This is a genomic window from bacterium (assembly GCA_024226335.1).
GTDB lineage: Bacteria > Myxococcota_A > UBA9160 > SZUA-336 > SZUA-336 > JAAELY01.
Genome location: JAAELY010000440.1, coordinates 1 through 13,182 on the forward strand (window position 1 = coordinate 1; position 13,182 = coordinate 13,182).

The 13,182-nt window shown below is 62.5% G+C and carries 13 protein-coding genes and 1 pseudogene; 6 read left to right on the plus strand and 8 right to left on the minus strand.

The annotated features are described in order from the left end of the window. Window positions 1–196 precede the first annotated feature (196 nt). Complete coding sequence (locus tag GY725_21105) at window positions 197–1,054, plus strand: alpha/beta hydrolase (protein ID MCP4006686.1); 858 nt, start codon at window positions 197–199, stop codon at window positions 1,052–1,054. 10 nt (window positions 1,055–1,064) lie between these two features. On the opposite strand, the gene GY725_21110 is transcribed toward GY725_21105, so the two are convergent. After that, a complete protein-coding gene (locus GY725_21110; protein ID MCP4006687.1) occupies window positions 1,065–2,027 on the minus strand; it encodes an LLM class F420-dependent oxidoreductase in 963 nt (320 codons plus the stop codon). Window positions 2,028–2,101: 74 nt separating this feature from the next. Between GY725_21110 and GY725_21115 the strand changes: the two genes are divergently transcribed. Further along, window positions 2,102–2,719: a DNA-3-methyladenine glycosylase gene (locus tag GY725_21115; protein ID MCP4006688.1), complete on the plus strand. Its 618-nt coding sequence runs from the start codon at window positions 2,102–2,104 to the stop codon at window positions 2,717–2,719. 75 nt (window positions 2,720–2,794) lie between these two features. After that, entirely contained in the window at window positions 2,795–3,877 is a 1,083-nt protein-coding gene (gene hemE / locus GY725_21120) for a uroporphyrinogen decarboxylase (GenBank protein ID MCP4006689.1), read from the plus strand. Here hemE and GY725_21125 read toward each other — a convergent pair. Then, window positions 3,874–5,013: an acyl-CoA dehydrogenase gene (locus GY725_21125; GenBank protein ID MCP4006690.1), complete on the minus strand. Its 1,140-nt coding sequence runs from the start codon at window positions 5,011–5,013 to the stop codon at window positions 3,874–3,876. The two genes, hemE and GY725_21125, sit on opposite strands and share 4 nt — an antisense overlap. Before the next feature lie 16 nt (window positions 5,014–5,029). After that, window positions 5,030–6,220, minus strand: a pseudogene (locus tag GY725_21130) (acyl-CoA dehydrogenase). Window positions 6,221–6,356: 136 nt separating this feature from the next. On the opposite strand from GY725_21130, the gene GY725_21135 reads away from it, so the two are divergent. Then, window positions 6,357–6,881 (plus strand): hypothetical protein, encoded by a 525-nt coding sequence (locus tag GY725_21135; GenBank protein ID MCP4006691.1) that lies wholly within the window; start codon window positions 6,357–6,359, stop codon window positions 6,879–6,881. A gap of 13 nt (window positions 6,882–6,894) precedes the next feature. Then, a complete protein-coding gene (locus GY725_21140; protein MCP4006692.1) occupies window positions 6,895–7,548 on the plus strand; it encodes a nitroreductase family protein in 654 nt (217 codons plus the stop codon). On the opposite strand, the gene GY725_21145 is transcribed toward GY725_21140, so the two are convergent. From GY725_21145 to GY725_21165, 5 genes are all read right to left on the minus strand, one after another. Further along, complete coding sequence (locus GY725_21145; GenBank protein MCP4006693.1) at window positions 7,514–8,710, minus strand: metallophosphoesterase; 1,197 nt, start codon at window positions 8,708–8,710, stop codon at window positions 7,514–7,516. The two genes, GY725_21140 and GY725_21145, sit on opposite strands and share 35 nt — an antisense overlap. 2 nt (window positions 8,711–8,712) lie before the next feature. Beyond that, on the minus strand, window positions 8,713–10,473 hold the full coding sequence (locus GY725_21150; GenBank protein ID MCP4006694.1) for a hypothetical protein: 1,761 nt from the start codon (window positions 10,471–10,473) through the stop codon (window positions 8,713–8,715). Continuing rightward, window positions 10,428–10,796 (minus strand): DUF423 domain-containing protein, encoded by a 369-nt coding sequence (locus GY725_21155; protein ID MCP4006695.1) that lies wholly within the window; start codon window positions 10,794–10,796, stop codon window positions 10,428–10,430. Before GY725_21155 ends, GY725_21150 begins: the two co-directional genes overlap by 46 nt. 66 nt (window positions 10,797–10,862) lie before the next feature. Next, window positions 10,863–12,158, minus strand: coding sequence for a protein kinase (locus tag GY725_21160; GenBank protein MCP4006696.1), 1,296 nt, complete (start codon window positions 12,156–12,158; stop codon window positions 10,863–10,865). A gap of 53 nt (window positions 12,159–12,211) precedes the next feature. After that, a complete protein-coding gene (locus GY725_21165; GenBank protein MCP4006697.1) occupies window positions 12,212–12,694 on the minus strand; it encodes a MaoC family dehydratase in 483 nt (160 codons plus the stop codon). Between the two features lie 135 nt (window positions 12,695–12,829). Here GY725_21165 and arsC point away from each other — a divergent pair, with 135 nt between their 5' ends. Then, window positions 12,830–13,177 carry an arsenate reductase (glutaredoxin) gene (arsC, locus tag GY725_21170; GenBank protein ID MCP4006698.1) on the plus strand — a complete coding sequence of 116 codons (348 nt, stop codon included), beginning with the start codon at window positions 12,830–12,832 and terminating at the stop codon, window positions 13,175–13,177. The last annotated feature ends 5 nt before the right edge of the window (window positions 13,178–13,182 follow it).

Genomic DNA, 13,182 nt, shown 5'->3' on the forward strand with positions numbered 1-13,182 from the left:
GCTGCGAAGCGCGATGCATCCGCCTGCGCTGCGTCGCGCGACCCTCTGCAGATCTACGGATCTGCGATCGGATCACGCTTCTTGCTCAGGCGGCGACTCCCGCTTCTCGCTCGATTCCTCCCTGTGCAGAGATTCCCTAGAAGCCTGGCTCGGACCGGCCGGGAAACTTCCCGAAGGTCCGCGCTAGAATAGCGGGATGGAACCCCGATCGATTCGACTGCCGGGAACGGATGGACTCAGTCTTCACGCACTCGAGTGGAGCGGTGACGGAACTCTTCTCTTGTTCCTGCACGGGTTCTCGAATAGCGCCCGTGTCTGGGACTACATTGCGCCGGTGCTCGCCAGCCACTACCGCGTGATCGGGCTCGATCAGCGCGGCCACGGCGACTCGGATCGCGATCCAGAATTTCGTTACGGACACGAGAGCATGGCCAATGACGTGAACTCCGTGATCGAAGCGCTGGGTGCGGAGCGTCTGGTCATCGTGGGGCACTCACTCGGCGGTCGAGTCGCCATGCGTTTCGCGGGACTGCATCCGGAGAAACTGGCCGGACTCGTGATCGTGGACTCCGGTCCAGAACTCGACGCCCGCGGTACCACGCGCATCCGGCTCGATGTGGCCAATGCCGAACCCAGCTTCGATTCCGTGGCCGCGTATCAGTCGGTACTGCATCGGCAATACCCGGAGACCGACAGCAAGATCCTGGCGCGTCTGGCCGGGCACTGGACACGAGAGCGCGAAGACGGGCGTTTTGAGCTGAAGCTCGACCCCGGCTTCATGTCAGGACGAATGGACGTGTCCAAAGAAGAGATGGACGAAATGATGCAGGCGGAGACGAAGATTCTCTGGCAGGCGTTGAAACAGCTCCCCTGCCCCGCGCTCGTCATTCGCGGCGCGGCTTCCGATGTACTGGACGCCGACACGGCTGAGAAGATGGCCGAAGAGGTCATCCCCAAGGGAAAGCTCGAAGTCGTCGGAGCCGCTGGGCATTCAGTAATGCTCGACAACCCCGAAGGCTTCGAAAAAGCCCTGGTCAGTTTCGTCCTGGGCTAGCGACGAGCCTTCAGGGACCTGCGATCAGATCGCGGCAGGCCTGGCGCGCGTCGACACCTAACGGAAGAATCGCGAGTGCGGGTGTGTCGATACCGTTGTCGACGTACCGCTGGATATGCGCCCGACACTCTTCCGGTGTGCCGTGTACGATCAATTCGTCGACGACCTCGTCGGGAATCGCGGCGAGAGCGCCTTTGCGATCGCCCTGCTCCCACAGATTCCACATCTGCCCGAGGCGATCTCGACGACCGAGCCAGTCGTGAAAAGCGGCGTAGACGGGTACGTTGAGGTACGCGGATACCGCCATTTTTCCCATCGCCCGCACCTCCTCCCTATTCGCGTTCGGCGCCACGAAGATGCGCGCGACGATCTCCTTGTCGTCGCCCGCCTCTTTGACGTACGGCACGACCTTCTTCACGTCCTCGGCCGAAAGCCAGTTGAGGATCGCGCCATCGCCCACCTTGCCCGCAAGTTTCAGCATGCCCTCACGAAGTGCCGCGATCAGGATCTTGGGTTGTTGCTCGACCTTGGCGCCCAATCGGAACCCTTTGAGCGAAAACGACTCGTAGTCTTCGCTGATCTTCTCGCCGGTGAGTGCACGGCGCAGGAACTTCACTGTGTCCCGAACCCGCTGATAGGGCTGCTCGAAAGGGATTCCATTCCAGCGCTCGACAATCACATTGGACGACGTGCCGATTCCACAGACGAAGCGACCGGGCGCCGCCTGGCAGAGCGATGCCACGCTCATGGCCAGTAGCGCGGGGCCGCGGGTAAAGGCCGGTAGGATCGCTACACCCAGCCTCGCGCTCGGTGCCCATTGCGATGCGAGCACCAGGGGCGTGAAACCATCGTGCCCGCCGGCCTCCGCCGACCAGAGATCGGTATAGCCCAGCTGCTCCAGTTCCTGGATCCACTCTTTTTGGTCTGCGAGTGGCAGCCCATCGAATGGGATCGTCATTCCGTAGCGCTTCATCTTGACTCCAGTCGTACTCGGGATCGGCGAGACTTGCCGTGACCGATCGAAGGCGAGAGCATACCAGCCACATCATGACCAGACTGAACCGGCCCTTCTTCGATCGCTGCGCGCGCGAAGTGGCCTTCGAACTCCTCGGATGCCGAATCGTGCATCGCATCGCTGCAGACGATTGTGCGATTGGCAGCATCGTCGAAGTCGAAGCCTACCTCGGCGAAGGCCGGGACCCGGGCTCACACGCGTACAAAGGCAGGACGGAGCGCAACTCGTCGATGTTCGGCCCGCCGGGTCGCTTCTACGTGTACCGGAGCATGGGCATCCACGCGTGCGTGAACCTGGTTTGTGGGGCACCGGGTGTAGGTGAGGCGGTGCTCGTGCGCGCCGTGGAACCGTCCCAAGGCGAAGCCGAGATGGTCCGTCGGCGCTCGGGTCGCGGCGGACGCGAGCTGACCAACGGCCCCGGCAAGCTGACTCAGGCCTTCGCGATCGACCTGGACCAGGACGGCACCTCGGCTCTGTCGGGTGCGCTGCGCGTACTGCCACCACTCGCCAACGCGCGAGCGACCGTGATGGCGGGGCCCCGTATCGGCCTGACCAGGGGCGCGGATCTGCCCTATCGCTTCTTTCTGGCCGACAACGCCTACGTGACTCGCTCGCCTTTCAATCGTCGCGCGCGGCCGATCGGTTGCTGAGCGCGGGGATTGGCCGGTTTGGATTCGCCCCGGAGTAGCGGCGCTCCGCTCGATCAGCTCCTATCATTCCCGACCTTGAGCACCCAGAAGAATCCAATCCCGGCCCCAGAAGGTGCACTCAGCCAACGCGAGCGCATGCTTCGGGCGTGTCTCGGGGAGCCCGTCGATCGGCCGCCCGTCTGGCTCATGCGCCAGGCCGGTCGGGTCTTGCCCGAATACCGGGCGATCAAGGAGCGCTCGAGCTTCCTCGAGATGTGCGGCGATCCAGAGATCGCTACCGACGTATCGCTGCAGCCTTTCCGACGCTTCGGCATGGATGGCGTGGTCGTGTTCTCGGACATCCTTCTGCCGTTACAGGATCTCGGCGTGAAGCTCAGCTTCAATCCGAGTCCCGTCGTTGCCAATCCGATCGAGGGAACCGGCGACCTGGACCGGATCGAGGGCAGCGTCGAAAAATCAATGGCATCGACCTGCCAGGCCATTCGCCTGCTGAAGCGGGAACTCGGAGATCGAGCGGCGGTGATCGGTTTCGCGGGCGCACCCTGGACCCTTGCGGCCTACGCGTGTGAACGAAGCCTGTCTCGCGATATTGCCGTTCTGTCCCAGGCCAGCTACGCGCAGCCGCGCTTCGTGCAGGAACTGCTCGATCGGCTCGCGAAAGTCACCGCTGACACGTTGCAGATGCAGATCGACGCAGGCGCCGATGTGCTGCAGATCTTCGACACCTGGGCGGGAATGCTCTCGGCTCCGCGTTTCAAGGAGTTCGCGGGTCGTGCGCTGCGCGATGTAATTCAACTCCTGCCAGCGGATCGGCCACCCGTCATCGTGTTCGCGCGCGGCGCGGCGCACCTGGTCGAGGAACTCGCGGATCTGGGGGCCGAGGTGGTCTCATTGGACTGGCGCACCGACTTCGCGCAAGCCGTCGAACGCATCGGCCAGAGAGTCTCCCTTCAGGGCAACCTGGAACCGACCGCGCTGGCGGGTTCAGCCGAACAGATCACTCGATCGGTGAACGAACTGGCCCGGATCGGCCGCGGTGCCCGCGGCCATATCCTGAATCTGGGGCACGGCCTCCTGCCCTCGATTCCCATCGAGGGAGTGGCGGCCTTCGTGAAGGCCGCGCAGAACGCGGGCGGCTATTCTGGAACAGGACACTAGAAACCGTTCAGCTTCGCGAAGCGGTCACGATGATAGGCGCCGTCGCCCAGGCAGAGCTGCGTCACGCGTGCCCGCTTCAGGAAGAGTCCGATGTCTTCTTCGTCCGTCACGCCGATACCGCCAAACATCTGGACCGCTTCGTTACTCACCAGGAACGCAGTATCGCTCAGTTTCGCTTTGGCTAGACTCGCGAGTTGTTCGACATCGGCTCGACTCTCGTCGATTGCCTGCAGCGAGTCGATTACGACCGATCGAGACAACTCGAGTTCGATGAACATGGCGGCCGCGCGGTGCTTGAGTGCCTGGAACGAACCGATCGGCACACCGAATTGCTTGCGTTCCTTCAGGTAGGTGAGCGTGCGCTCGAAGGCTTCTGAAATCGAACCCAGCATTTCCGCAGAAAGCGCGACGGTCGCACGATCGAGCACCTTTTCGAGCAGGCCCGATGCCTCGCCAACCTCGCCAATCACTTCGTCGCGCGCGACTTCTACGGAGTCAAACTCCAGATCCGCCACATTGCGACCATCGATCATGACGGTACGCGTGGTCTTCAGGCCCGACGCCTTCGCGTCTACGAGAAAGAGCGTGAGACCGTCCGAGTCGCCCGAAGAACCGCTCGTACGCGCGGCCACCACGATCTGATCGGCCACGTGTCCGTCGAGCACGAATTTCTTCTTGCCCGTCAGTCGGAAGCCCGAGCCGGCCGACTCCGCGCGCATCTCGATCGCGAGCGGATCGTGGAGCGGGCCTTCCTGTACGGCGAGCGCGAGAATCCGCTGACCTTCACAGATCGCCGTCAACACATCCTTCTTCTGTGTCTCGTTGCCACCCAGGAGCACGGCCGTCCCGCCGAGTGCGATGGTCGAGATCAGCGGTGTCGCCGCCAGTGTGCGGCCGCATTCTTCGAGCACGATGCCGAGTTCGGCATAGCCCATGTCCGCTCCACCGTATTCTTCGGGAAACACGATTCCCGCCCAGCCGAGTTCCGCCATCTCTTTCCAGAGATCGGCCGAGAAACCGTCGGCGGAGGCTTCGTCTCGCAACTTGCGCAGCTCGGAGACCGGTGAACGCTCCTGGATGAACTCGCGCGCAGTTTCTTTGAGTAGTTCCTGCTCTTCGCTGAGTATGAGTGCCATCTGATTGTCTCCTGGCCTAATCCGGCAGTCCGAGTACGCGCTTCGCAATGATGTTGAGCTGAACCTCCGAGGTCCCGCCCTCGATCGAGTTTCCTTTCGAGCGCAGCCATTCACGGGTCGTACTCAACTCGCTTTCAGCAAAACCCTCGCCTTCCCAGCCGAGGGCCTGTACGCCCATGATCGAGACGAGCAATTCGTACTTGCTCTTGTTGAGTTCGGTTCCGTAGAGCTTGAAGATCGACGACGCTGCTCCAGGACCGTGCCCCGCCTTGGCCTCATCACCCGATCGGCGCAGCGTGGTCGTGAACGCGCGCTGATTCATCAGATGCCGCGCCACCTCGTCGCGACGCACGGGATCGGCAACCTGACCGTGCTTTTCTCCGAGGTAGTCCTTGGCGAGTTGCCCGAGACTGCTCTTGCCCCCTGAGCTTCTCGTTCCCAGTCCCATCTCGCTGATCATCGAACGCTCGTGCTGCAACAGACGCTTGGCGATCGTCCAGCCGCCGTTCCGTTTCCCGATCAGGTTCTCCTTGGGCACCTTCACGTCCTGGAAAAACGTCTGACAGAACGGCGAGGAGCCGCTGATGAGTTTGATCGGCGAAACGGTCACACCGGGCGAAGCCATGTCGAAGAGCAGGAAGCTGATTCCGTCGTGCTTGGCCGCATCGGGATCGGTCCGCACCAGGCAGAAGATCCAGTCGGCCATGTCGGCGTACGAAGTCCAGATCTTCTGACCGTTGACCAGAAAATGATCGCCCTTGTCATCGCAGCGCGTCTGTAGATCGGCCAGATCCGAACCGGCGCCGGGTTCGCTATAGCCCTGACACCAGCGGATCTCGCCCTTGATGATCTTGGGCAGGTGCTCGCGCTTCTGCTCCTCGCTGCCGTACTCGATCAGGACGGGGCCGAGCATCGAAATGCCGAAGCTGGTCAACGCCAGGCGACAGCCGAGTCTGCGCATCTCCTCCGCCAGGATGCGCGCCTGGGCCTTGTCGAGCCCGCCTCCCCCGTATTCCGTGGGCCACGTCGGGGTGGTCCAGCCCTTCTCACCCATACGGTCCAACCAGAGCTTGGCTTCCGACTTGGAATCGGCCGAGGCGCGTCCACCCCATTCGTAGTCCTCGTCGGGACCGAGCGGGGTGCGCATGCTCGGGGGGCAGTTCTCCTCCAGCCAACTGGCGACATCCTTGCGAAAAGCTTCGAGATCCGGCGTCTGGGCCACGCGGTTTCCTCCCTTAGGGGCCGCGAAGGCGCGGCAGCCCAATCCTGCCAGCTGGCGGCTCTCAAAGCCAGCGAGCCGATTCGGGGTTCGCTCGGCGCAAGCCCTGCTACTATGCCCGCGGATGAGAGCACTGCGCAGATTGATCGGACTGGGCGAGAAGTACGAGGACGAGCGCGACACCGCCACCGTGCGGCGAATCGCCGCGAAACTCGACAATCTCCCCGAAGACGAAGCACGCTTCCTGGCGGCCTTTGCCTACGTGCTCGCGCGCGTCGCCCACGCCGATCTGCGCGTGACCGACGATGAGACCGACAGCATGGTGAAGCTCGTTCAGGAGTGCAGTCACCTCGTGGAGTCGCAGGCCACGCTCGTGGTAATGATGGCCAAGACACAGGCCCTGGCGCTGGGTGGAACCGAGAACTACGTGGTCACGCGGCAGTTCCGAGAGCTTTCGAACCGCGCCCAGCGCATCGACCTGCTTCGCTGCCTTTTTGCCGTGGCGGCTGCAGACGATGACGTCTCGAACGTGGAGAGCAACGAGATCACACAGATCGGTATCGAACTCGGATTCGGCGCTGAGGAAATCGCGGGCGTGCGTGCGGCCTATCGCGACCAACTCTCCGTCCTCAAGGACTTTCCCTCGTAGGGGGACCTGGCACGTGACGTCGATCGACGATCTGGGAGAAGACGTCAGGCTACTCGATGCGATTCGCAGTACCCGCGCGATTCGCCGCCTGAAAGCCGACCCGGTGCCACCCGAGCTGATTCGCAAGATCTGCGAGGCGGGAACCTTCGCCCCCAGCGGAGGCAATCGGCAGCCGTGGGTCTTCCTTGCGGTGACGGACGAGGAGCGGCGCGCTTTCATCGCAGAGCGCTATCGGAAAGCCTTTCGCGAATATCTCGCACCGGCACTCGAAGCGGCCGAAGATCCCGCGTTTCCCGAGGCGCGGCGCCGCAATATGCAGGCGGCCCTGCACCTGGCCGATCATCTGCACGAGGCTCCGGTGCATCTCTTCGTCGCGGGCTGGACGCGTCGCGGACAACCCCAAGCCCAGGCTCTGTTCCCGGCGATCCAGAACATCCTTCTGGCCTGTCGTGCAGTCGGGTTGGGTGTTTCGCTGACCACCATGCACCGCGCGCACGGCAAGGAAATCGATGCCTACCTCGGCCTTCCGGACGGCTGCCCTTCGATCGCCCTGTTGCCGATCGGGTGGCCCCTGGGGCGCTACGGACGCCCCCCGCGACGCTCCGTCGACGAGTGCCTGCACTGGGAAGTCTTCAGCGAACAGGCGATGGAGCCGAACGCAGAGTGATCTCGGTGATCTCGGCGGGCGCGAACAAGCGCATGGGCGGACCCCAGAAGCCGGTTCCCCGGTTCACGTAGAGTTCGGAACCGTTGCGGCGGTAACGTCCGGCCACGAACGGAATTGCCAGACGCACCAGGTAACGAAACGGCCAGATCTGCCCGGCGTGGGTATGGCCGGAGAGCTGCAGGTCTACGTCGTGCGAAGAAGCCCGCTTGAAAGTGGAAGGGTCGTGCGCCAGTAGCAGGGTCGCAATATCCGGTGCACGTCCTTCGAGAGCCGCGGACAGGTCCTCTTTCTCCCCATCGAGAAATCCCCCGCGATGATCATCAACGCCCGCCAGTACGAAACGGGCTTCTCCCTCCCCCAGCGTCACGTGTCGGTTGCGCAACGGGATAAAGCCGAACCGTTCGACGCATTCGACCCAGGATGCAGCATGAGAGTAGTGATCGTGGTTGCCCGTGACGAAGTACACACCCTGACGTGCGCGCAGATCCGCGAAAGGAGCGACCTCATCCTCCAGATGCCGAACTGCACCGTCGACCAGATCACCGGTCACCACGATCAGGTCGGGATCGAGAGCATTGCAACGCTCGACCAGATAGCTGGCGAAACGACGGCCTAGAAGAGGACCGATGTGGATGTCGCTGATCTGAACGACCCGATAGCCGTTGAACGACTGCGGCCAGCGCTCGAGTGAGATCTCGACGCGTTCCAGTAGCGGCGGGGCCAGACCGGACGCCAGACCGGCGAGAGTCGCCCCGGTCACGACGGTCAACACGAACAGCGCCCGGAATGCCGCGAGTCGCGACGCACCTTCTGAGCCGTCGATCCCAGTTGCCACGGCCAGCGCATCGCCCACACCGAATGACCAGATCAGCAGGTCGGAAACGCCCAGGGTCACGAAGGTCAGGAAGAACACGCCCATCCACAGCGAAGCAGGCCAGGCGACCCAGCGCGAGAGCGGCGGACCGATGAGTCGTTCGACGATCGGGTGGGCCACATTCAACGCGACCAGCAACACGAGTCCCCCGATCAGGATCTGGCGATACGGCGCGGGAACACCGGGGTCCAGTACGAGTCGCGTGGCGATGTAGTAGTGCGCGCCCAAGATGCCGCTGATCGCGACGGAAGCCACGAGCATACCGAGTAGGATCTGAAACGAGCGCATGCTCAGAGGCTAGCAATCCGTCCGAGAATCCACTCCCGTCTCCAGAGCACCAGAATAAAGAACACCAAGAATCCGAAACTGATGACCTGAGCCACTCTGTGCGGAAGGGGTGCTCGGTACTGGAGATCGACACGTGTCCTGCCGCGAGGCACCCGGATCTCGATCGCACCCGACGGCGCCGCCCGCGGCTGCGCAGGTGTGTCGTCGAGAGTGAGTTGCCAGCCCGGATAGAACCAGCGCGCAACGACGATGCTCGTGGGTTCGGTCGCCTGGACATGGAAGACCGTATGAGAACCGTGATCCGTCTCCACGCGAAGCGATGCCTGGGGTCGGGTAGAAATGACTGGACCGAGTACGGGCCGATCGCGAACCCAGGCCTTGGGATTGGCACCACGAGGCAGAAATTCGTGACCGACCGTGACCTTCTGTCGACCGACACGAATCGACTCGGGCGCTACGAATTTCTCGATTCGAGTCCAGGCCTCGGGATCGAAATGCTTGGAACGGGAGAGTGCCGGCCAGGCGTTTGCGACAAATAGAACGAAGAGCACGAGTTCGACGGTGAAGACGCGTTCTGCGGATTTTCCGCGCAGAAGCAGGGCGAAGCCCAGAGTCGCTGCGATCGCAGTCACGAGCGCCAGCGGACCGAGCATCCGCCAGGGAAACTGAAAGTACGGAAGCAGCGGAACACTTTCCCAGATCGGAGTACTCGCAGAGGTCAGCATGAATGCGAAACCGAGCATGCCGGCGATCGCCCCGACTAGCAACCGCTTCTTGCGCGGATCGATATCGACTCGGTACAGCGCGTAGAGAGCGGCAAGGAAGATCGCGGGTGTCAACAAGCCCACGCCGGAGAGGTGCCCGTACAGGAGGTGACTGACGAACGGCTTGAATTGTATGTGGAAGTCAAACTTTCCGCCGAGCAACTGGTCTGTTCGCACGAGTTCCATGAACCAGTTGGCGGGCAACCAGAAAAAGGCACTCATTCCAAGACCGGTCGCAATCGCCAGGCCCGCTACACGCAGCGCTGCTGCCCGCAGTGGCGCCAGGTACAGCATTCCCCCGGCGATCAACGCCGTTCCCAATGCGATCAGCGCCGTGAGGTTGTGGCTGAGGATCGACAGAGCCAGCCCCCCAGCCAGGGCCGCAAAAGCCGCGCGGGGACGCGTCGCTGCAGTCAGAACACCGAGCACGACCAGAGGGATCAGGCACAACGCAGCGAACTCGGCGTTCGCGTTGCGCGTCAACTTGTCGGCGATCAGGTAGGGATGAAGGACGAAGCCGTACAAGCCGACGCGAACTGCCGCCCCCTCAACTCGACCCACTGACCCCGAGTTTGCGCTTGCGTCATCGAGTGAAGCACGCAACATACTCCGCGCCGTCAGTAGCGAAACTACCGTCAGCACAATCAGGAGAAGGCTCGAGCCGGTCGGAATCGAACCCACGGCCCACGAAGCCAGGGACGCCCCGAGCGAGAACAACGGCGCGTAGAACAGAAAGACCGGAGAGCCGTAACCCGCGTACAAGTTCTCGGACCAGACCGGGGGAAACTGGCCCGCAAGCAACGCAGATTGGTATTCCGAAACGCGAACTAATTCCGTCTGCCAGTCGTGCCCCTCCGGATACCCGTACAAGATCAAGGGCAGGCAGGAAATACCGACCCCTATCCAGGGAAGAAAACCGAACCAGGCGTGGATGCGTTGTGCGCTTGCCTCTTTCACGACTTCGCGCTGCTTCGCGCCCACCAGGGCAGAGAAATCCATCCGGCAATCAAGCACAGGCCCCCGAGAGGCGTCACGGGGCCCAGCACACGCGGCAAGCCCAGAGCCAGAGCGTAGATCGAGCCCGAAAACAAGAACACGCCCGCAGTGAAGAGCGAAGCGGGAAGATGCACTTTGCGCCCGTTGACGACTCCAACGAGGCCCAGGGCCAGGATCGCCAGGCTGTGGAGCAGGTGGTACAGCACGGCCGTATCCCAGGATGCCAGGATCTCGGGGGTCAGGTGCTCGCGCAGCCCGTGCGCGCCGAATGCGCCGGCGGCAACACCGGACGCTCCCAGGAATCCTGCAACTCCGACCCAGCTCAAGCACCCTCCGATGAGTCTCAGTCTAGCAAGGGTTCCCGCGAAGTCCGGGCAGTGTCCAGCAGACCGTCAACGCTTCTCCTTGCGTCCGCACCACGGACAGAAGTGCCAGAACTCTCGTGACACGGACCAACGACAGCGCGGGCAGCGATCGGAAAGTTCGGCATCGCTCCAGACTCGGCGAGGTTTCTGTTTGCACAACGGACAGTAGCGCATGAACTTCCGCAGCTGGCCATCGCAATCGCGACGCGTGCAGTTCCGTTCGGCCAGGGGGTCGAAACGCGGTTCGCGGCCGTTGCCTTCGAACCGACCTGCGTAGCACCAGGGGCAGGCTTTCCACTCCGCCTTCACACCTCGTTCACAACTCGGACACACGAGCGGGAAGCGGGTGATCTCGCGAAAGGAGTTTTCCGAACTGCCACACCACGGACAGAAGCTCATGGTCTCGGCAATCGGCCCTTCGCAACCATGGCACTCGAACTTCATGCCGAGTCGCGCGCCGTGGCGCTTGCGGAACAAGCGAGCCTGAACTTCGAGGGGCGACGGTGGCTCGATCTGCTTGCGACTCTTTCGAGGTTTGGGTGTCCGGTTGCGTTCGATCTTGCGCATCGCCGCATCCCACGCGTCTAGAAACTCGACACCATTGCGGTAGCGCTTGCGGGGGTTGAATTCGCAAGCCTTGCGAATCACGGGATGCAGGGGTTCGGGTACCCGTGACTGGAAACGCGGGTAGCCGCGAGGGGGCCAGTCGAACGGCCAGGAAAGGAGCTTGCCCGAGAGCAGATCGTACGCGATCACGCCGACCGAGAACACATCCGATGAAAGGCTGGGACGGCCATAGGCCTGTTCCGGCGCCATGTATCCGAGAGTACCCACTTCCGTCATCGTGATCGTACCGGCCTTCGCGAATACCGACGTGCCAAAGTCAGCAAGCGCCGCGCGACCATCCGCAAAGATCAAGATGTTCTCGGGTTTGAGGTCCCGGTGCATCAGGCGTCGCTCGTGAGCATACGCCAGGCCCGAGATCACGTCGCCGATTACCCTCAACGCCACGTTTGCCGAGCGACGCGCGCCCGCATAGCTCGCAAGATTGATGCGAGCCAGATCGGTTGCGATCAAGAAGCGCCCGTCGAGCCAGTCGGCGTTGCGTGTGCCGACGATGTTCGGATGCGACAGGTTGGCCGCAATGCGCGCCTCGCGTTCGATTGCCGCGCGACCGTGCTGTTCGACCACCTCTTTAGAGGTGATCTTCAGCGCCACGACGCGGTTCTCGACTGTATCGCGCGCCGACCACACGTCTGCGAACGCACCGCTACCCAGATGCCGCTCCAGGCGGTATTTCCCCAGGCGCAAACCCTTGCGCAACGCCTTTGCCTGCAGAAGCGATCGAGGCGGCGAGTGTCTTGCCGCCGTTACCTTCAACTGTAGATGAGCCGGGACAAGCTCTCGGCCACACAGGCCGGCTTCGCCTCGCCCTCGATCTCGATCACGACCTTCTGCTTGAGCTGGATCGTATTGGGTGCCACGAGGTCTGCCGACATCAACTCGCGGTTCGCGCGAATCGTCGCATCCACCTTGACCGGGTTCGGGAAGCGAACTTTGTCGAGTCCGTAGTTCACACCCATGATCACGCCTTTGTAGGCCTCCGGATCGCTGTTCTCGATGCTTCCGGAGAGAAGGGGGAGCATAGAGAGCGTCAGATAGCCGTGAGCGATCGTCACCTTGTAGGGAGAGAGCTTCGCGGACTTCTCGGGGTCGATGTGAATGAACTGATGATCACCGGTGGCGTCGGCAAACAAGTTGATTTGCGCTTGCTCGACCTTGTGATCCTTGCTCGGTCCTTCGTTCTCGCCGACCAGTTTTTTGAATCTCTCGAGTGCGGCTTCTGCGTTGCTGGGCATAGGGGGTCCTCCGCTCGCCCGGATGGGCGTGGTTCGAATCCCAGTGTATACAACCGCCGCGCTCCCTCAAGCGGTGAATCGGGGCCCGATACACGGACCTGGCCCGGGGCCCCAAAACGGGGCTATTCTCACGGAATGGCAAAGCCCGTTCTCTACCACAATCCGCGCTGCTCGAAGAGTCGAGCGGCCAAGCAGTTGCTCGAAGAACGCGGAATCACCATCGAGATCGTCGAGTACCTGGAGGCGCCGCTCTCGCGCGCCGAACTCGAGAAATTGATGAGAAAGCTCGATCGGCCGATCGCCGAGTGGATTCGCACGGGCGAGGATGCGTTCAAGGCGCGCGGATTGAGCCTGGAGACGCCCGAGGCGGAATTACTCGACGCGGTGGCTGAAGAGCCCCTTCTGATGGAGCGCCCAATCTTCGCGAGTGGCGATCGGGCGGTCGTCGGACGGCCGCCGGAACTCGTACTCGATCTCGTCTAGACCGG